General features: G+C 36.0%; 16 protein-coding genes and 1 pseudogene. 12 read left to right on the top strand and 5 right to left on the bottom strand.

Features of this window, described 5'->3' with window-relative positions; all coding sequences use genetic code 11:
* Nucleotides 1–60: 60 nt before the first annotated feature.
* Complete coding sequence (locus BN1354_RS06230; RefSeq protein WP_053826552.1) at nt 61–810, top strand: hypothetical protein; 750 nt, start codon at nt 61–63, stop codon at nt 808–810.
* A 477-nt stretch (nt 811–1,287) separates the two neighbouring features.
* On the opposite strand, the pseudogene BN1354_RS12015 reads toward BN1354_RS06230, so the two are convergent.
* Together BN1354_RS12015 and tnpB are read right to left on the bottom strand one after the other, a co-directional pair.
* Nucleotides 1,288–1,825: pseudogene (locus tag BN1354_RS12015) on the bottom strand (IS66 family transposase); the annotation flags it as partial.
* A gap of 86 nt (nt 1,826–1,911) precedes the next feature.
* On the bottom strand, nt 1,912–2,382 hold the full coding sequence (gene tnpB, locus BN1354_RS06215) for an IS66 family insertion sequence element accessory protein TnpB (RefSeq protein ID WP_053826549.1): 471 nt from the start codon (nt 2,380–2,382) through the stop codon (nt 1,912–1,914).
* 286 nt (nt 2,383–2,668) lie between these two features.
* Between tnpB and BN1354_RS12010 the strand changes: the two genes are divergently transcribed.
* On the top strand, nt 2,669–2,818 hold the full coding sequence (locus BN1354_RS12010) for a hypothetical protein (RefSeq protein ID WP_157360193.1): 150 nt from the start codon (nt 2,669–2,671) through the stop codon (nt 2,816–2,818).
* Nucleotides 2,819–3,158: 340 nt separating this feature from the next.
* A complete protein-coding gene (locus tag BN1354_RS06210; RefSeq protein WP_053826548.1) occupies nt 3,159–5,438 on the top strand; it encodes an FISUMP domain-containing protein in 2,280 nt (759 codons plus the stop codon).
* 2 nt (nt 5,439–5,440) lie between these two features.
* Here the strand turns inward: BN1354_RS06210 and BN1354_RS06205 are convergent, their stop codons facing one another.
* The 3 genes from BN1354_RS06205 to BN1354_RS06195 all read right to left on the bottom strand — a co-directional run bounded on the left by BN1354_RS06205 (nt 5,441) and on the right by BN1354_RS06195 (nt 7,568).
* Complete coding sequence (locus BN1354_RS06205; protein WP_053826547.1) at nt 5,441–6,073, bottom strand: SagB/ThcOx family dehydrogenase; 633 nt, start codon at nt 6,071–6,073, stop codon at nt 5,441–5,443.
* Nucleotides 6,074–6,202: 129 nt separating this feature from the next.
* Entirely contained in the window at nt 6,203–6,562 is a 360-nt protein-coding gene (locus BN1354_RS06200; protein WP_053826546.1) for a DUF4180 domain-containing protein, read from the bottom strand.
* Nucleotides 6,563–6,656: 94 nt separating this feature from the next.
* Nucleotides 6,657–7,568, bottom strand: coding sequence for a metallophosphoesterase (locus BN1354_RS06195; RefSeq protein ID WP_053826545.1), 912 nt, complete (start codon nt 7,566–7,568; stop codon nt 6,657–6,659).
* A 340-nt stretch (nt 7,569–7,908) separates the two neighbouring features.
* On the opposite strand from BN1354_RS06195, the gene BN1354_RS06190 reads away from it, so the two are divergent.
* From BN1354_RS06190 to BN1354_RS06150, 9 genes are all read left to right on the top strand, one after another.
* Nucleotides 7,909–8,559: a hypothetical protein gene (locus BN1354_RS06190; RefSeq protein ID WP_154904830.1), complete on the top strand. Its 651-nt coding sequence runs from the start codon at nt 7,909–7,911 to the stop codon at nt 8,557–8,559.
* A 210-nt stretch (nt 8,560–8,769) separates the two neighbouring features.
* Nucleotides 8,770–11,280: a DUF4268 domain-containing protein gene (locus BN1354_RS06185; protein ID WP_053826543.1), complete on the top strand. Its 2,511-nt coding sequence runs from the start codon at nt 8,770–8,772 to the stop codon at nt 11,278–11,280.
* A 116-nt stretch (nt 11,281–11,396) separates the two neighbouring features.
* Nucleotides 11,397–12,704 (top strand): Gfo/Idh/MocA family protein, encoded by a 1,308-nt coding sequence (locus tag BN1354_RS06180; RefSeq protein ID WP_053826542.1) that lies wholly within the window; start codon nt 11,397–11,399, stop codon nt 12,702–12,704.
* 451 nt (nt 12,705–13,155) lie between these two features.
* Complete coding sequence (locus tag BN1354_RS06175) at nt 13,156–14,703, top strand: type I restriction-modification system subunit M (RefSeq protein WP_053826541.1); 1,548 nt, start codon at nt 13,156–13,158, stop codon at nt 14,701–14,703.
* Nucleotides 14,700–15,884, top strand: coding sequence for a restriction endonuclease subunit S (locus BN1354_RS06170; RefSeq protein ID WP_053826540.1), 1,185 nt, complete (start codon nt 14,700–14,702; stop codon nt 15,882–15,884). The genes BN1354_RS06175 and BN1354_RS06170 overlap by 4 nt, the downstream gene beginning before the upstream one ends.
* A gap of 191 nt (nt 15,885–16,075) precedes the next feature.
* A complete protein-coding gene (locus BN1354_RS06165; RefSeq protein WP_053826539.1) occupies nt 16,076–19,183 on the top strand; it encodes a type I restriction endonuclease subunit R in 3,108 nt (1,035 codons plus the stop codon).
* An 87-nt stretch (nt 19,184–19,270) separates the two neighbouring features.
* Nucleotides 19,271–19,888 (top strand): hypothetical protein, encoded by a 618-nt coding sequence (locus BN1354_RS06160; protein WP_045089268.1) that lies wholly within the window; start codon nt 19,271–19,273, stop codon nt 19,886–19,888.
* A complete protein-coding gene (locus tag BN1354_RS06155; protein WP_053826538.1) occupies nt 19,885–20,601 on the top strand; it encodes a DUF3307 domain-containing protein in 717 nt (238 codons plus the stop codon). The genes BN1354_RS06160 and BN1354_RS06155 overlap by 4 nt, the downstream gene beginning before the upstream one ends.
* A 28-nt stretch (nt 20,602–20,629) precedes the next feature.
* Nucleotides 20,630–21,505, top strand: coding sequence for an alpha/beta hydrolase (locus tag BN1354_RS06150; protein WP_053826537.1), 876 nt, complete (start codon nt 20,630–20,632; stop codon nt 21,503–21,505).
* Nucleotides 21,506–21,551 lie beyond the last annotated feature (46 nt).

The raw sequence follows: 21,551 nt of genomic DNA, 5'->3' as shown, positions 1-21,551 counted from the left end.
TCCCCAACGTTTCATACATGTGACCGTTAGGCGCAATAAGATACCTTAAATAACACTAAAATGACGAACTACATAAAATTTTTCGCTTTCATACTTTTTGCATTCTTTGTGACCTTTTGCAAAGCTCAAGAAGTCATATCAGAGTGGACTGAAAAGTCAGAAAAACTACATCTTCAAAACCGCCAAGACACTGCAACATGGGACGCAGAACTGCTACGAAGAGATATAGAAAGTAACAAAGAGAGGATAGCTAAGCCGATAAGATATGGCGCGTTTCCGGTACCTAAATATGAGTTGCTTGGAAAAGATAGTTTCAAAGGAATAGGTAATGGTGGAAACTTCACAGGTATTGATGTCAATGGCAAAAAAGTTATTTACTCCTATTTTTTAGTAAACAAGAATACCTTAACTCAAAAATTCATTGGGGACAAACCAAATGAAGTTTTTTTTACAATCGTAACCTTGACCGATTTCATTGACACAGTTAATTATACTCATGCAGGGGTGCAAATCATTTCAAGAAATAATCCTGATTACATTGGGCAAGGTTTTTTCAAGACAAAAACTGATGAAATAGATTATATCGCTTTTCTTACTGCAAATAGAGACGAATACGCCATTGTGAACATGCGACTTTTCAACTTAAAGAATGGCAGAATAATTTTAATAGCACCGCAAAAAGATGGCTCACTACGGTCAATGCAATTAGAAACGCCCATTTTGAGCGACAAAGAACTGTCAGACTACATTAATAAAATCTTACAGCAAGACAACGTGAAAATTTTCTTTAACAACGGCAACAATATATAACATGCGCCTAACATTGTATAAGAGCAATAGCAGGGAAGTGGTTAAGTCAAAGTTTGTGCATTTAATAAACTTTGGTGGGCGGACAAATAATTGCTTCGAAATCTGCTACTGCTCTTATACTTGACCGTTGGCCGAAACGGAATCAACATGATTTTAAAAGTAATTACTGAATATTAAATATACATTGATAAAACAATTCCAAATGAACAAGAGACACTCCCTGATTCTTATTAGCCTGTTAATTATTAGCGGTATTTTGGCAGTGGATATAACGGTTTGATTTGTGCCAGTGATATCGGTCTATGTATGCCAGTGTTTTCGGTTCAAACCGGTTCTTCGTCAAATTAGGTGCAGATTATCCTGAGTTGGAAAGAACGTAAGCATTCGGTCTCGTCCGTATTTTTTTGCAAGTTTTCTTAGATTCTTCCAAAAAACCTTTCAAAAACTTGTAAAACATTCGGAGACGATTCGGAGTTTTTAGGAGATTTTTCGTAGATGGTTTAAAGGAAGCAGTTCAGCAAGGTCCATTGTGTAGTCCTGATCATAATCGTGGATATGACTCAGCACATATACCATCCAGTCACGGAAGTTTACATCTGCAGCTTTGCAGCATCCAAGTAAAGAGTATATAACTGCAGCATCTTCTGCAGCGTCATGATTTCCGCAAAACAGGTAATTCTTCCTGCCAAGCGCCAGACCCCTCATACTGTTTTCAGCAAGGTTGTTATCTATGTGATACGGGCATCCAGATGATAGCGACTTAACCTGTGATAGATGTCATAGCAGTTTTGTAAGAAAGGTTCTTATCATCAGCCTCCCTTTCAACTTCGTATAGAAGTCCGATTTGCTCAAGAGCATACTCAGCTCTTTCTCTATCATTTTTTAGTGACTCTTCAAACTTCCGTCTGGCATGAGCCCAGCAACCAAGGGGCAGTACATCTTTCTTGGATATGGTTTGCTCATACGAGGTTTTTAATGCATCAACATCTGTTCGATCTTCAAGCTTACCTTTTAGAAGCATATTCTCCTGATATAAACGGTCGCATTTCTCCAAGAGGAGTTCTAAGAGCTCGTTGGGATTTTCTTTGTTTTCTTGCATCATTAATCTGTTAGATAACGAGAGTAAATAAGTTTGTTCAGCCCACCATGCTCCATGTGCAGGGCCTTCAAACTGGTGCAATGACGATTCAGGAAGATGAAAACATCTCCGCTTCGTACGCTTTGTCCCATCTGATCCGTGACCAATCCGCTTAAAGTGTAAAAACCTTTACGCATATCGGTAGGCTGTGGATACACTATTTCAAAAACATCACCAGAGGCAGGGTCATTATGTTCAAGAACCGGTTTATGCTGAACCTTCCTTTTTGCTGGTAACTGTGTATTTGAACCGGAGAAAACAATCGGCACAAAATCGGACGGTTGTTCTCTAGCTTGGCTCTGTTCAATTAATTTCTTTTTCCAGTAATAAAACTTAGAATGGAGTATGCTCTCATTTGCACAAAAATCTGTAACGGAGAGACCGCTGGATAGGAAGCGATCGTAAACTAATTTAAACTGCTGTATTGACCACATATTTTTTTGAGGACAAATATAGAGGAGATTAACAGTTAAAATAAGACGGGGTAGACCGAATGGTTACGTTTTAATAAACTATTAATCGTACAATGGTTGAATTGAAATGAAACAGCTGAAAAGTGATTAGGTATAGAAGAGTGGAATCGTATTAAGAAAGAGACAGGCATGGAAGGAGGTTTGAGACATACTTATAATGAATAATGGAGAGTTCTTGACCCAGAGAAAGACAAAAAATGATATACGTGTTGGAAAAATTATCAAAAGAATATTATAAACATTTCAGATGAAACAAGACGACATATTAATTAAAGATGGGGTCCTTTATATCTTGATGAATTTGAGGGAGCTGTTTTTAAATTCACAGGTAGAGGAAAAGGCAACTTCTGTGAAGTTAAATTTAAAGGAGGAAAACCTTATAAGGTTGAATGTATAACGAATATTGCAATGGAAGCATATTTAGGTGGAGAAATTATTACCAAAGAGGAATATGAAAAATATTAACAGTACAGCGGACAAGGCTTTTCTCTAAAGGATAGCGTTTGAATCCTCTTAACAATAAAAATTAAAAAAATATTTCCTCTATTTAACAATTTCGTGATTTTTTTTCTAATTTTGGGCCTGGTGCGGTAATTTGTTAGAAAAACATAGGTTAACACACTGAAACAGAGGCATGTGTTGTTTGATGAAAACAAGACATAGGGTCTCATTAATGCAAATATTTCATACTTAAATATATAAATAGAGTTCGTTCTTTAACAAACACAATTAAAATTATGAAACAATCGTTTAAGTTTTTTGTATTAATTCTTAGTGTTGTTTTTTTCTCCTGTTCCGATATTGAGGATTATTGGGTGAAGCCCGAGCTGCCTCAGGATACAGATGTAGCGTTGCTCGATATGTGGGCACACGAAGTTTTATTTGAGGTGGAAAGTAATGGGGAATGGGAGATACAGACGCAGGGCGACTGGTTTTATCTGTTTCCAAATAGTGGTAGTGGTAGAGCTACTGTGAAGTTATGTGTGTTAGAGAATGATTCTGATGTGCGCCAGACGGGTAAGGTTTCTATAATCTCTACTGACGATCCTTCGGTTGTGCAGACTTTCGATGTTGGGCAGAAGTGCGCTGTTGATTATGGTGTGTCAGGTATTTTTGATGATACGCCATCAATCAAGAAGTATGCAATTGGATATGGTTATAACACTTTGAGTGAGTATGCATCTCCCAATGCTGTTACAAAGCAGATTGTACGCTGGAAAGAGATGGATGATAATGGACTTATTCAGTTTAACGCTTCAAGTGCAAGGTTTTATGAGAGAACGGTTAGTGGGTCAAGTCTGGAAGAGTTGGCCGAAAATCTTAGCGCTGCAGTGAATTTTAAAGGTAACTATTGTGGATTTAAAGCTGAAGTTGGTGAAACTTTTAGCTCGGGATCTACTAATAGTGAATTCAACGAATATGCAATCTCCTATATTGAATATAAGGTGACAGATATCAGTCTTATTACTGATATTGCTGATATCAGGGAAAACTGGCTTACTGAAGCTGCAAGGAAGGCTATAAATGGTGAGATAGCAGATTTCAGGGGTACAGAAGGTGTTAAGAAGCTTCTGAGGGAGTATGGAACACATCTGATAACAAAAGCTGATCTGGGTGGCAGACTGAAGTATAATATGACTGTTGATGTTTCTAAGGTGACCGGCTTTTATGATATTAATGGCTATATGAAGGCATCTTATTCAAATGCTTTCGTAAGTTCTGAGGCTTCGGTGGATAAGGAAATTAAGGAGTCGTACGAAAGTAATATAGATCAGACTGATCTTACATTTACAGCAATTGGAGGTGACTCGGCACCGTTGACTAAATCTTCGGATCAAGTTGCAGTAAATAAATGGAAACTATCGGTGGCCGGTTATGATAAAGTTGAAACCAACAAAACTGCCCTGATTGGCTTCGGTTCGGAGTTGGAGGGACTGGTGCCTCTGTATGAACTGGCTTCAGATCCGCAGCGTCAGAAGGATATTAAAGCTGTGATGGATGGAGAAGGGTTTGTTACTATAGAGTATGAGGATAAGAATAATTATGAGATTGTAATTCCAACTTTCAGTGATGAAGCTAATGCTACTCTGGTGAAGGATGTGAAGGATTCAAACAATAGGATAGTAGCTACTATTTGCAATGAGTTTATTCCTGAGATCAACCCCGAAAAGCGTGTTAATGTGATTTACCCTGTAGCAAGTGGTAAAATATTGATGCATGCAGGTTTCTTCCCGGGATATGAGGGTCGCCGCCCCGCAAGAATATCATGGAATGGATCTAATCTTAAGATTGTGGATTACGATAATCTTGAAGAGAAGGAGCATAAAACTATTTATATTGGAGGAGCTACAACAAAAACTGAACTGAATGAAGATCAGACTCCAAAGGGAACTACAAACCATGATTCTTACCTGAATGCTGTTCATTTTAAGGAGGCTTATCATAACTATCCTTTGGTGAAGATTTTTGGTGATATATGGACCAGAGAGGATTACAGAGCTGATAAATATGGTAATGGTAATTCCATGCGTGTAGAACATTTAGATATCAACGACACCCATAAAAAAAGTATTCAGACTCAGGCTTGTGCACTTGGTGCAGCATTCTACTATAAACAGTCGGTGGTGAAAGTTAATGGTTTTGCACCTTCGGGATGGCAGGTTCCTACATCTACACATTATAAGGAGATGCAGGCCATGCTAACGAAATACAACCTGAACTCTGGACTTTCGTTTCGTAATGTGCCTGACAGCCCCGGACATAGTCCTTTGGGCTATGAGGCTCCTGTAACTAAAGATGATGGATGGATAAATATTGATTTATATGCTTTAGCCAGTTCTGTCATATTTCTTCATTACAATTATGGAGGTAATGAGAATAGGTACTGGACAAATGATGGATATCATGTAAGAATAAATAACAGTGGTTTTGCTGTAGAAGCTATCGAAGGCAATTCGAGTGATTACTATGAAGATCCAGCATGCTTCTTGTCGGTAAGGTTGATAAAGAAGAATTGACCTTACTTATATGCCACTGGAATATTCAGGATAGGATACTGTTTATCATTAAGTTTTAACAGCTCTTTAATAGTATCCTTATCCATGAATGCGCGGGGACGACCAACCATGTCTATTGAGGTGCAAAACAGTAATATGTTTTGTGCAACGATACCGGTATCAATTGCAGCCCACTCCAGTTTAAGTGCATCTTCTCCAATCCTGAAGCGTGATATATCAGAAACCAACAGCAGTAATATAGGTGGGTAGGAATCATCTTGCGGTCCGGCAAATATCTTCCTGTTATCACCTTCTACAACCAATTCAAGGGTATGCTTCTGTGCATTATAGATGTAAACACCTGTTTCATTAAATACATAAACATCAACATCCTGTGCGTTAACAGCTGAGGGTGCAGTTCTCTTTCCTTCATCTGGTCGGTTAATCCCATTTGCTGCCCAAAGAAGATCCGACAGGTCCTGAGGAGAGATTTTCTTTGTATCAAATTCTCTTGGTGATGCCCTGTGCCACATAGCATCAATTACAGATTTTCCGCGATCTTTGCTGGGAGGGTTTAACACGATTGACTCACTTTTTTGTGCAAATAGATTTGTCACTAATGAGAAGATCAGGCAAATCAAAACTCCTTTTTTCATGTTTTAATAGTTTTATGTTTGTTGATATTAGGTAATTGTGTTTGTGTTGTTTTATAGTACAATTTTAAAAAATAAAATTTTAAAATGGAAGTCGGGATAAATAATCATTCCTGTTTTGATATAGGTCAGTTATTCAGAAAGAACTCCTAAAGCTTCAGAAAGTGTTGAGACAAAGTTGATAAGTCTCCCCTTATTACTTTCATAAATAAAATTATTAAGACTTTTGCTATTGTATTTTGTGAAATCCCCAACAATAGCCAGTTGAACACGGTAATTGGAAAACTTCTGAAGTATTTCACCTGCAATTCCGGTTTTCAGGTCGAAGAACTCCGGAGTGATGTTCTTCTCGTAGATTATAATCCTATCGAACCCCTGATAATAGAGGTTCCCTAACAGATCTATTCCATCTTCAACCTTATTGATTACATTCGCTTCCGATATCACTTCGGCAATATTTGTATCGTTAATATTGTGGGCTTCAATTTTCATTTTTCGGTCTTTGAATTATGTTTGATACTTAATTAATAAGCGAATGTAGTAATATTTTTTATACCAACTTTTGTTGATTGCGTATTAAGGTACTTCAGACATAGGTAAAGTTTTTGTTTTCTAATACAGATTCTCCATTCATACTGTATGCTACAAGATTTCCCCCTTTTGCCACGCTGTAATCCAGGCAGCAGATATTTTTCTTATATACAAAGGGTTTACCTTTAAGCCAGTAATGTCCAAAGAATACACTTTTATCATGCTCAGTATAATAATCGCTGGACTTCAATTCAGATAATCTAATTGGTTGTTGAGGTAAATTATCAATAGGTAAAACACTAATAGATTTGTAGGTCATTAAGGATGGATCTTCCCACCATTTTATCCTTATCTCAGTTCTTACTGTACCATCTTTATCGGTAAAGGAGAGTCCGGCTGGCATCTTCATCTCCTTGCCTTTTAGAGTCTCATCTATCGCAATGTTTAATTCTGTTCCTTTCTTTACCGACTGGTAAATTAAATCGTCAGTAAGCCTGTCGTCAACAAGTGTTTTTCTTAAATATTTAATATTGTTGTTGTCCCAGCAAGCGTGAACAGCCCTGAAATTGTTTGTCTCGTAATAAAGAGGCAAAGTTTTAAACCACTCCAGGTAATCCTCGTACTCACTTTGACGGTTCTGAAACTGCTTGAGTGTTTCATAATGCTGAATGATATTTTTAATCAGATGTTTTCTGAGGTGACCTCCTTCAGTCTCCTGAAAATGAAAACAGAGAGCGTTGTACTCATGGTTTCCCATCAGGGCAATGGCACTTTCATTTTCAACCATTGCTCTTACAATCTGTAGTGTCTCTCTGATTTTTGGACCCCTGTCGATATAGTCGCCAACAAACAATACTTTCCTGCTTGGATGGGAATATGCTCCATTAACTTTAACATATCCCAATTTTACAAGCAATGCTTCAAGCTTGTCAGCGTGACCGTGAATGTCACCAATAAAGTCTATCATATTTTGACGGTTGTTTTAGTAATAAAAGTTGTGTTTCAGGTGATTAATTAGGTTATATGCAAATATAGTTAATTATTGAATTTAGTGCAAGGGGTTTAGTTTGATAGGATTCTACATTTTCTGTAACATTTGCTGTATGTCTTAGATAATAATTCTATCTTTATACAGATAATTTAATTACTTAATTTCAATATCATTGTAAGTAGTGAATCCAATTTATGGAACACAGTTATTCGCTTGGGAGAGATTGTGAAAAAGGAGTTGGATTGGTGAGATATAGTTATTAAGAATTAAAATATAAATATATCTTTAAGAGATTGCCACCTTAAAAATTATGTATATGAAAAATACAGATTCAGAACTACTTAAAGAATTAAAAAATAAATTTAATGACGAGATTGATGATCGTTTCTATTTACCAAAAGCATACTGGACAGGTAATAAAGAGATGATAAAAGCAATATATCTGGGTTGTGATCCAACTAATACGAAAAAAAACATACAGTTCGATTTTGCCTTTTCTCATGGATGTAATGACAAGTGCTTTGTGCTTTTCAGAAACAAACATTTGAAGCAATTAGAAGCTATTGATCTTAATTGGGATATGGTTTATACTCAAAACCTATGTAGAAACTACTTTAAGTCGGAAACATCAAAAAATAAGATATGGAAATATGCTGCTGAGTTTTGGATTGATTTATTGAAAAAAGAATTAAATAATCTATTCACTGTAAATATTCCTGTACTGTTAACTTCACAGTTATTATTAGATGTTCTATTAATAGAAAAAAAACGCCCAGAAGATTACGATGCACAAATGTTTTATGATCTCAAAACCCAAATTCCAATTAATCCAGAAAAAAATAAACTTGGAAGACCTTTGATCCCTTTTTACAGAGGTGTAAACGGAAGAACTAAAGTCCCTTATATGTTAGAAGTGTATCCTGATTATGCGAAAGAAATTAAAAAAGTTGTGCATATGTACAATTGAGAGGTCAACAAAATACTTTACCAATAAAGAGGAGAACACTTAAACTTTAAAGAACTATTAGAAAAACGTGTATCTTATAGTGCAATAGGAAGAATACTAGGAGTTCATAGACTTACTGTTAGTAGTTTTGTGAAAGAGCATCTGATTTAATGAGATATTGAAAATATTCGGAATAAATGTTATTTTTGTAATATAACTTATAATTCAGACATGAAAGCCAACCAACTTCGAATAAACGATTTTTTACAAAAACCTGACGTTCAATTTGTAATACCAGTTTACCAAAGAAACTATGATTGGACGACTGCACAATGCAGACAGTTACTAAATGATATTATTGCTGTTGAAAGGGATAATAGAGAGAGTCATTTTATTGGCAGTATTGTATATATTCATGATGGGATATTCACTGCAAGTGAAGTAAGTGAATTGCTAATAATAGACGGTCAACAGAGATTGACAACATTAAGTATACTTAATGTAGCATTATACCATTTTGCAAAAGAAAATAATAATGAACAACAAGTAGGTAGATTATATAATAAGTTTATAATAAATCAGTATGTTGAAGATGAGTCAAATAAATTGAAGCTAAAGCAGACTGATAGGAATTCGATAGCTTATAAAGCTATACTTTCGGGCAGGCTTGAAGATATTACTGAATATTCCAATGTAATTGAGAATTATAACTATTTCAGGGATATAATCAATGAATCAAACTTTAAAACTATCATTGATGGATTAAAACGCATCATTTTTGTAGAGGTATCATTGGAAAGAGGTAAAGATGACCCACAACGTATTTTTGAAAGTCTTAACTCCACTGGTTTGGATTTGACTCAATCTGACCTGATCAGAAATTATATTTTAATGGACCTGCCAGCTAAACGTCAAGAGCAGGTATTTAAAAATATCTGGAGTCCTATTGAAGATAATGCCAGGGATAGTGTTAAAGGTACCTCTCTTGTTTCTGAATTTATCAGGGATTATCTGACAATGAGAAATAAAAGAATACCTAGAAAAAATAATGTTTACTTAGAGTTTAGAGAACTGTTTGATAACAAAGATGATGAGTCTTTTAATCAAGAGCTAGAGCAAATCAAATCGTTGTCGTATCATTACAAAAAGTTTATTAACCCTGTAACTGTCAAAGATCAGATAGTTCGAAAAGAGCTTGATTATATCAACAGACTTGAGATTAATGTGGTATATCCATTCCTTCTGCAGGTGTTCGAAGACGAGGATAACGGTTTGCTTTCAAAAGACGAGTTAGTTGCTATTCTTCAATTAATACAAAGCTATACTTGGAGAAGATTTATTGTTGGGTTACCTACAAATGCATTAAATAAGATATTTATGACTCTTTATTCTGAAGTGGATACAGAGAATTATTATGAGTCAATTGCAGTTGCTTTACTAAAAAAGAAGGGGAGTGGTAGGTTTCCTACTGATGATGATTTGAAGTTTGCACTGAAAGAAAAGGATTTGTATAATGTTCAGCCAAAAAATAAATACTACATGTTTGAGAAGTTGGAAAACTACAACAATAAAGAATTTGTAGATACTAATAACGAGTTAATAACCATAGAACATATTTTTCCACAAAATCCGGATTCGAATTGGTCTTCCGAACTTCCAGAAGAAGAGTATCTGTTGTTTAAAGAAAAGTACTTGAATACAATTGGCAATCTTACACTTTCTGGCAATAATGGTGCTTTGGGTAATAGATCGTTCATTGCTAAAAAAATGATGGATTTTAATAATAATGAGCAAGGGTATATATACAGCAGATTATGGTTGAATAAATATTTGTCTTCAATAGATAAATGGGATGTTGCAAATTACAAAAAAAGAACAGAGTTATTGACCGATAGATTTTTTGATGTATGGAAATATCCTGCTGTTGTTTTAGATGAAACAGAGGAGTTTGATGAAGTAAATATATTTGATGCGGATATTCCAACAGGTAAAAAACTTGAGTTCTTTATATTTGAAGACCAGAAAGTAGAAGAAAATACTATATCTCAAATGTATTTATATGTAATAAGAGCTTTACATGAAAAGAATTCACAGTTGTTATTGAATAAACAGGATATATTAAAAATTACCAGAGATTCTAATAACTTTAGATCACCTCAAGAAGTACTTAATGGTTGGTTTATAGAGGCTAATGTTGATAGTAACTCCAAATTTATAATCCTAAAAAAACTTTTGAGGTTATTTGAATTAGATGATGAATTGTATATAAAATATTCATCTGAGAATAACCATAATCCAGTACCAAATCGATATAAAATTAGAAGAAAGTATTGGCAGCAGTTATTGCCTTTGATTAGGGATTATACAGATATCTTCTCTTATTTAAATCCGTCAAATGATAATTGGTTAAACGCTGGTGCGGGAGTTACAGGTATTTCTTATACATTGAATGTAACAAAGAATAATGCAAAGATTGAATTGACAATTTCAACTTCAAACAAAGAGCTGAACAAGCGTTACTTTAAGAAATTATTGAAATATAAAGATCTTATAGAGGATTCATTCGGTAAACAATTGCAATGGAAGGAACTTCCTGAATATAAAGTAAGTAAGGTTCGATTTGAAATGACTGAGTTAAATGTTTTTGATGAATCTCAATGGGGTGAAATTAATGAATTCTTTTTTAAATATTTTCCGCTATTTGAAAATGCGTTCAAACATTATGTTAGTAGTTTGAGATAGTTATTTCGTCCATTCATATCTGAAAAACAAAATGATAACAGAAAAACAATCAATATTTGTTTATTTAAAAACAAATTAAGTTAACTTGCACTTCCTAACTATTATTTATTTTGGCTATGAAAATATCAAGACGTTCTTTTTTGAAGAAAACTTCTGCTACTGTTGCTGCAGGGATGGTTATGCCGTCGTATCTGAGCTCTGCAACTTCTGCTGTATCTGCAAGCGACAGGATTAATGTTGCGCTGATTGGTTGCCGCAATATGGGGTGGAGCAACTTGTCTGATTTTATGAAGTCGGACGAAGTGCGATGCCTGGCTTTATGTGATATTGATAATTCGGTTCTGAACTCTCGCGCAAAGGATCTGGCTTCCTTGCAGAATGAGAAATTTGATCTGTATGGTGATTATAGGCGTATTCTTGATAGAAAGGATATTGATGCGGTGATAATTGGAACCCCGGATCACTGGCATTGCCTGCAGTTTGTTGATGCCTGCAAAGCTGGTAAGGATGTTTACGTTGAGAAGCCTATCGGTAACTCAATAGCTGAATGTGATGTGATGGTTGAGGCTGCAAACAGGTATGAGAGGGTGGTGCAGGTTGGTCAGCAGCAGAGGAGTGCTAATCTTTGGAAGGAGATGATTGAATATCTTGACTCTGGTATATTGGGTGATATTGCACGTATTCATGTGTATGCTAACTTCAATTATGCTGCTATAACCAATAGGGTTCCTGATTCGGAAGTACCGAAAGGTGTTGATTTTGATACATGGCTGGGGCCTGCACCTGACCGTAATTTCAACAGTCAGCGTTTTCACGGTTCATGGAGGATGTTTTGGGATTATGGTGGTGGACTGATGACCGACTGGGGTGTGCATCTGCTGGATATGGCTTTGTGGGCGAAGAGGGTGAAATCGATGCCTCTTTCTGTTCAGGCTAACGGTGGTAATTTCCTTTTCCCTGATGGTGTGCATGAAACTTTTGATACTCAGTCGGTACTTTACCAGTTTGATGATTATATAATGACCTGGGAGAATAATGCGGGCATGGAATTTGGTCCGTATGGCAAAAATTATGGATTGATTTTCACTGGTAGTAACGGTACTTTGGTTGCTAACAGGGACGATTGGCAGGTGTTTCCTAAAGGTGAATCGGTTGCAGAGAAGATTGTGAAGGCGGATTATAAGGATCATAGGGATCATGTTATTAATTTCCTTGATTGCGTTAAGAAAAGGGACAGGAATACTGCATGCTCAATTGAAACGGGCAGCTTGAGTGCTAAATATGCCCAGCTGGGTAATATTGCTGCCAGATTGAGTGGTACATCATTGCGGTATGATGATAAGAAAAGGACTTTTGGCTCTGCTGAGGCTGACAAGTATCTGAAGCCTGTTTACAGAGAGCCCTGGGTGTTCCCAAAGGTATAAGCATAGTTACTTCACGATATTTCATTTTATCGTTTATTTAAATGATATTTTGATATATCGTTATTTTAAACGATATTCGCATTATGATGGCAGTTATTACAGGTTTAGCGTTGTCCTATTAATGGGATGGGATCAGAAAGCAAGAGAAAAGATATTTCGTTTAATTGATGGTAATTGTGAAAAAATGTAATATATTTGACGAATATATTAACAACTAACAACTATGAAAACTTTAATGAATTTAAGCATTAAATGACTTGCTTATATGTGATGTGATGTGTTAAATCATTGAAATTAAATGACACTTTTAAACAATTTCTGGAAAGTGCATACATCCTCTCAAAATGAGATGGTCAAGATAATATATCTATCTTTGCGCCAAGAATTGAAGTTTTTTTGAAATTGCCAAAATATTAGGAGTGAAACCACAAGAATTTTAGAAAGAGATAAAATGACAAGCATAATACAACGACAAGAACTACAAAACAAGATATGGAAAATAGCCAACGAAGTCCGAGGCTCGGTAGATGGATGGGACTTTAAACAGTTTGTATTGGGTACGCTGTTCTATCGTTTCATCAGTGAAAATTTTGCCAATTATATGAAAGGTGGAGATGAAAACATTAATTATGCAAGCCTTTCTGATGATGTGATTACACCTGAAATAAAAGACGATGCGATTAAAACAAAAGGCTACTTCATTTATCCAAGCCAACTTTTTGTAAATGTTGCCAAAACAGCTAACACCAACCCTAACCTAAATACAGACTTAAAAGCAATTTTTGATGCAATTGAAAGTTCTGCCAATGGCTATCCCTCAGAATCCGAAATTAAAGGTTTGTTTGCCGACTTTGACACCACAAGCACTCGATTAGGTAACACCGTTGAAGCCAAAAACAGTACTTTGGCTAAAGTATTGAAAGGAATTGAAGAACTTGATTTTGGAAATTTTGAAGATAATCATATTGACTTGTTTGGTGATGCATATGAGTTTTTGATTTCCAATTATGCAGCCAATGCAGGAAAATCAGGAGGTGAGTTTTTTACACCTCAAAACGTATCCAAACTCATTGCACAATTGGCGATGCACAAGCAAGACAAAGTAAACAAGATTTACGACCCTGCCTGTGGTTCGGGTTCTTTACTGTTGCAAGCTAAGAAGCATTTCGACAATCATATTATTGAAGAAGGTTTCTATGGGCAAGAAGTGAACCCCACCACGTACAACTTGGCTCGTATGAATATGTTTTTGCACAACATCAACTACGACAAGTTTAATATTGCACTTGGAAATACACTCATTGACCCTCATTATGGCGATGAAAAACCTTTTGATGCTATCGTTTCAAATCCTCCTTATTCTATCAAATGGATTGGTAATGATGACCCAACACTAATTAATGACGACCGTTTTGCTCCTGCAGGTGTGTTGGCACCCAAATCAAAAGCTGATTTTGCTTTTGTACTTCATGCTTTAAGTTATTTATCTAGTAAAGGGAGGGCAGCAATTGTTTGTTTTCCCGGTATTTTTTATCGTGGCGGTGCAGAACAAAAAATCAGAAAATATTTGGTAGATAATAACTTTGTTGAAACCGTTATCTCTCTTGCTCCAAACTTATTCTATGGAACTTCTATTGCAGTAAATATTTTGGTGTTATCCAAACACAAAACCGACACTAAAACACAATTTATCGATGCTACTGGTGACGATTTCTTTAAGAAAGCCACAAACAACAACGTGCTGGAAGACAAACACATTAATAAGATAATACAAATCTTTGATAAGAAAGAAGATGTGGCACACGTGGCGATTTTCATTGACAATGACAAAATTGCTGAGAATAATTACAATCTTTCTGTAAGTTCTTATGTTGAAGCCAAAGACACTAGGGAAAAAGTAGATATTGAAGAATTGAATAATGAAATAGCCAAAACAGTGGCTAAAATAAATGCACTGCGTGCTGATATTGATAACATTATTAAAGAAATTGAAGCATGAGTTATTTAGAGAAATTGTTGAATGGTGTTGAGGTGGAGTGGAAGGCTTTGGGGCAAGTTCTTGTACGCACAAAAGGAACAAGTATTACAGCTGGACAAATGAAAATATTGCACAAGGATGGTGCTCCTTTGAAAATATTTGCAGGAGGTAAAACTGTTGCTTTTGTTGATTATAAAGACATACCTGACAAAGACATAAATAGAGAACCTTCTGTTATAGTGAAATCTCGTGGCATCATTGAGTTTGAGTATTATGATAAGCCGTTTTCCCATAAAAACGAAATGTGGTCTTATCATTCCAAAAATGAAAATATTGATATCAAATTCGTATATCACTACCTAAGGATTAATGAGCCTTATTTTCAGAATATTGGTGGCAGAATGCAAATGCCACAAATTTCGACACCTGATACCGATAAATTCCAAATCCCCATCCCGCCCCTCTCTGTTCAAAAAGAAATTGTTCGCATCTTGGATAGTTTCACAGAGCTTACAGCAGAGCTTACAGCAGAGCTTACAGCTCGTAAAAAACAGTATAATTATTATCGGGAGAAGTTGTTAAGTTTTGAAGAGGGAGATGTAGAGTGGAAGACCTTGGGCTGGGTTGGAGAAGTTCGGATGTGTAAGCGAATATTTAAAAACCAAACGTCGGACTCAGGTGATATTCCATTTTTTAAAATTGGAACTTTTGGGAAAGAACCTGATTCATATATTTCACGCGAAACATTCGATGAGTATAGAGAAAAATACAACTATCCTAGAGTCGGTGAAGTTCTAATCTCTGCCAGTGGCACAATTGGTAGGTCAGTAATTTTTAATGGAGAAGAGGCATATTTTCAAGATAGTAATATTGTTTGGTTAGAGAATGACGAAAGTAAGGTCTTGAATAAATATTTATTTTACTTCTATCAAGTAGCAAATTGGAATATTTCAGACGGAGGGGTCATCAAACGTCTTTATAACGATAACATCAAAAACACACAAATACCTATTCCATATCCTAATAACCCTGAAAAGTCTCTTGCTGAACAAGCCCGCATCGTTTCCATCCTCGACAAATTCGATACTCTCACGACTTCAATAAGTGAAGGTCTCCCTAAAGAGATAGAGCTGAGAAAAAAGCAATATGAATACTACCGAGATATGTTACTCTCATTTCCAAAAGATAATCTAAAGGCATAATATGGGACAGTCGTTAACAGTAATAGCACAAACACTAAGAGACGCCGATAAAAAAGTGCAGCTAATCTATGCTTTAATGGCTCTGGTAATACTTGTTTGTTTAGTGAATATAAACAGTTGATAGCCCCAAAAGAACTTGAACAGAATTTACGTCATCAGGTCGAGAATAAATACAAGTACAACGGAACAAAATGTCACAGTATAAAACCATAGCAGAATCAAACAACTTTATTGTGTTGGATAAATTCACCAAGTATACTGAGGTGAATGAGGCACCTGCTGTTTATCAAACCGAGGCAGCACTTGAAAAAGAATTTATTCAAGACCTAATCAATCAAGGTTATGAAAATCCAACAAACATAACTACGCAAAAAGCGATGTTGGAGAATGTGAGAATGCAATTGCAATCGCTTAACAATATGGAATTTTCGGATGGTGAATGGACTCGTTTCGTGGAAGAATATTTGGACAAACCAAGCGATAACCTTGTTGAGAAAACAAGAAAAATCCACAACGACTATATCTACGATTTCGTTTTTGATGATGGGCATATTCAAAATATCTACTTGGTTGATAAAAAAAATGTCACACGAAATAAAGTACAGGTAATATCACAATTTGAACAGAAAGGTTATCATGCCAATCGCTATGATGTAACCATCCTAGTAAATGGTTTGCCATTGGTTCAGGTTGAATTAAAAAAACGAGGTGTTGCTATTCGTGAAGCATTTAATCAAGTTCACCGATACAGCAAGGAGAGTTTAAATAGCCAAAATTCATTATTTAAATACATACAGCTTTTTGTTATTTCGAACGGTACGGATACCCGTTATTTTGCGAACACTATAAAACGTGACAAGAACAGCTTTGACTTTACCATGAATTGGGCAAAAGCTGACAATATGCTGATAAAAGATCTAAAAGATTTTACAGCAACATTTTTTGAAAAAAGAGTATTGTTGAATGTATTGCTAACCTATTCGGTTTTTGATACAAGCGATACACTTTTAATTATGAGACCGTATCAAATTGCAGCTACGGAAAGAATGTTGTGGAAAATTGAAAGTTCATATAAGGCTAAAAACTGGTCTAAGCCAGAAAGTGGTGGTTATATATGGCACACAACAGGTTCCGGCAAAACGCTTACTAGTTTTAAAGCGGCACGTTTAGCCACGCAATTGGATTTTATTGATAAAGTATTCTTTGTAGTTGACCGTAAAGATTTGGACTATCAAACTATGAAGGAATATCAGCGATTTTCTCCCGATAGTGTGAACGGTTCAGAAAGTACAGCAGGTTTAAAGCGAAATATAGAAAAAGACGATAATAGGATTATAGTAACAACTATACAAAAGTTAAATAACCTCATGAAGAGTGAGAGTGATTTAGCGATTTATCAAAAGCAAGTTGTTTTCATTTTTGATGAGTGTCATCGTTCGCAGTTTGGTGAGGCTCAAAAGAATTTAAAGAAGAAATTCAAAAAGTATTATCAATTTGGTTTTACAGGAACACCTATTTTCCCGCAAAATGCTTTAGGTGCAGAAACTACCGCAAGTGTTTTTGGTCGTGAATTGCACGCTTATGTAATAACAGATGCTATTAGAGATGAAAAAGTACTAAAATTCAAAGTTGACTATAATGACGTTCGTCCTAAGTTTAAAAACATCGAAAGAGAACAAGACGAAAAAAAACTGAATGCGGCAGAAAACAAAAAAGCATTGCTTCATCCGGAACGCATCAAAGAAATATCTCAGTACATTTTACAGAATTTCAGAATAAAAACGCATAGGACTCAGGGAAGCAACAAAGGGTTTAATGCAATGTTTGCCGTAAGCAGTGTGGATGCAGCCAAATGCTATTATGATGAATTAAACGACTTGCAAAAAGAGAGCGACAAACCTTTAAAAATTGCGACAATCTTCTCTTTTGCAGCAAACGAAGAGCAGAGTGCAATAGGTGAAATAGCTGATGAGACTTTTGAGCCTTCGGCAATGGATGTTACTGCCAAGGAGTTTTTAACTAAAGCAATCAATGACTATAACGCAATGTTCAAAACAAGTTATAGCGTTGATAGCAATGAATTTCAGAATTATTATCGCGACCTTGCCAAACGTGTAAAAAACAAAGAGGTTGACTTACTCATTGTGGTTGGAATGTTCTTAACTGGCTTTGATGCTCCAACACTAAATACATTGTTTGTTGACAAGAATTTACGTTATCACGGTTTGATTCAAGCCTTTTCGAGAACAAACCGAATTTATGATGCCACGAAGACCTTTGGAAACATTGTAACATTCCGTGATTTAGAGCTAGCAACCATTGATGCTATTACGCTGTTTGGAGATAGTAATACAAAAAATGTAGTTCTTGAAAAGAGTTACAAAGAGTATTTAGAAGGTTTTACGGATATAGCCACAGGAGAAGCTCGTAGAGGTTACATTGAAGTAGTAAAAGAGTTAAATGAGAAATTCCCTAATCCAGACGGAATCGTAAAAGAGAAAGACAAAAAGGAATTTGTAAAACTATTCGGGGAGTATTTGAGAATTGAAAACATTCTACAAAACTACGATGAATTTAACCACCTTAAAGCACTTCATGCAATTGATATAAACAATCCGGAGGCAATTGAAGAGTTTAAAAAGGCTCATTTTGTAACAGATGAGGATATTGTAGTAATGCTGAAAATTGAATTGCTCAATGAGAGGATTGTTCAGGATTACCGTTCAACTTACAATGATATTCGCGACTGGTTAAGACAGGAGAAGAGCGGCAAAGAGTCAGAAGAATCTACAATTGACTGGGACGATGTTGTTTTTGAAGTTGACTTATTAAAATCGCAAGAAATAAACCTTGACTACATTCTTGAATTGATTTTTGAACATAACAAGAAAACCAAAAATAAAGCTGACTTAATTGATGAAATTCGTAGGGTTATTCGTGCAAGCGTAGGCAACAGAGCAAAAGAGAGTTTGGTTGTTGATTTCATTAACGAGACCGACCTTGATACACTTCAAGATAAAGCGAATGTGATAGATTCATTTTTTGTATTTGCTCAAAACAAACAGAAAGCGGAAGCACGGGAATTAATCACAGAAGAAAATCTAAATGAAGAAGCAGCAAAGCGTTACATAACATATTCCTTGAAGCGAGAATATGCAAGCGAAAAAGGAACAGAACTAAATGCGCTTTTACCAAAAATGAGTCCTTTAAATCCTCAATACTTGACAAAAAAACAAAGTGTATTTCAAAAGTTAGTTAAGTTCGTAGAAAAGTATAAAGGGGTTGGAGGCAAATTATAATTAAGCATAGTTATTTCACGATATTTCATTTTATCGTTTATTTAAATGATATTTTGATATATCGTTATTTTAAACGATATTCGCATCATGATAGCAGTTATTACAGGTGATATAATAGCGTCGAGGAAGGTCTTGAATCAGGATGAATGGTTGGTTCCGCTTAAGTCTCTGTTGAATGAATGGGGTAAGAGACCGGGTGACTGGGATCTGGAGAGGGGCGATTTTTTTCAGCTTGAGGTGAAGAATCCGGAGGATGCACTTAAGAGGGCTTTGGAAATTAAGGCTCTTATTAAGAAGGTTGTGCCTCTTGATGTGCGTATGGCTATCGGGATAGGGGTGAAGACCTATTCTGGTGAGTCTATATCGGAAAGTAATGGGGAGGCATTTATATATTCTGGTGAGAAATTTGATATGCTCGACAAAGAGAACATTACGCTTGGGATAAGATCTTCTTTTGGGGATTTTGATGAGGAGATGAATCTATATCTTAAGCTGGCGGGTACCTTTATGAATAAATGGACTGTTCCATCGGCGGAGTTGATGGAGATTGTTCTCAGGAATCCTGATGTGACGCAGGAGGAGATTGGAAAGCGTTTGGGCATTAAGCAGAATTCTGTGAGTGGCAGATGGAACAGGGCTTATGTGAATGAGATTCTTGAGGTGGAAAGGATGTACAGGAAAAAGATTAAAAAATTGCTGGGATGATTATAATAATAAAGCTCTTGCTGGCTCATTTTATAGGGGATTTTATTATTCAGCCTAATGCTTGGGTTGCAGAAAAAGAGCGTATTAAGGCGAAGTCTCTGAAGCTTTATCTGCATGGTTTGATACATGGATTGCTGGTCTTGCTGGTACTTTGGGATTTAAGCTATTGGTTTCTAGCCCTGTTGGTGATGGTTTCGCATATTATTATTGATTCCATAAAGTTGTATGCTCAGAAAGATAGTAACAGACCCGGATGGTTCTTAACAGATCAAGTTTTACATATAATCACTATTTTTGTTCTTTGGATTTTATTCTTTAAACCTGATTTGAATATTATATCATGGTTTGAGAATAGTGATATCTGGATCTATGCATCTGCAATTGTATTCCTGACCTATGTTTCTGCTATTCTGATCAGAGAACTGATGTCTAAATGGACAGAGGCATTGAGTGATAGCATTGAGGAGTCGCTGAGTAATGCCGGTAAATACATTGGTATGCTGGAACGTCTTCTCGTTTTTATATTCATTGTATCTGGTCATTGGGAAGGAATTGGGTTTCTACTGGCAGCAAAATCGGTATTCCGCTTTGGTGATTTAAAAGAGTCGAAAGATAGAAAACTGACTGAATACATTTTGATTGGTACGTTGGTTAGTTTTAGTATTGCATTAGCAGTGGGACTCTTGGTGATGGAGCTTATTAAATTGGTATAATTGATTGATTTATTAAAAATCGGGTTTTATGAAACATACACTATTTTTATTTTTATTCTTAGTTGGAACTATGAGTTTACTATCTCAGGAGAAAGAAATATTGCTGTTCCCAAATGGTGCACCGGGAGAGAATGTGAAGCTTAAACAGGTGGATGATGCCTCTGGCAATAAAGTTGCAGGTTGTCCTGTTTTGCGTGTTGGTAATGTGAGTGAGCCTACATTAACTTTCTATCCGGCTCCAGTGGACAATAATTCAGGTGTGACGATTATTGTTAACCCGGGTGGTGGATATAATATTTTGGCATATAATCTTGAGGGAACTGAGATATGTAAGAGGTTTAACAGCTATGGAGTTAACTGTGTGCTTGTGAAGTATCGTGTGCCTCGCCGTGAGGGACTGGAGAAGCATGAGGCTCCACTGCAGGATGTTCAGAGGGCAATTGCTTATACTCGCTCGCATGCTAAGGAGTGGAATATAAATTCGGATAAGATAGGTGTATTGGGCTTCTCTGCAGGGGCTCATTTGTCGGCTGTGGCAAGCACAAACTACAGCAGTCGCACTTACCCGAGAATCGACTCTTATGATGATGTCAGCCTGCGACCTGATTTTACTGTTTTGGTGTATCCTGCATATCTTTCAGCAGATAATTTTAAAATCTCGCCAGAACTTAAAGTGGATTCAAATACCCCTCCAACTATCCTGATACAGACACAAGATGATAAAAGTTTTATTGATAGTAGCTTGTTTTACTACTATGCTCTGAAGCAGGCAAACGTGCCTGCTGCAATGCATTTGTACCCTTCGGGTGGTCATGGCTATGGAGCAAGAAATACCGGCCATACAGTAAATGAATGGCCTCACAGAGTTTTATCTTGGCTGAGAGATATTAAGATGATTGAGTAGTATAGAGTATTAATGTCGATTGACTGATAAGATTCTATTAAAAAGA

It is taken from the genome of Lascolabacillus massiliensis (assembly GCF_001282625.1).
GTDB classification, from domain to species: domain Bacteria; phylum Bacteroidota; class Bacteroidia; order Bacteroidales; family Dysgonomonadaceae; genus Proteiniphilum; species Proteiniphilum massiliensis.
Note: the sequence above shows the minus strand (reverse complement) of the source record. Positions and strands in the feature narration are given on the sequence as shown.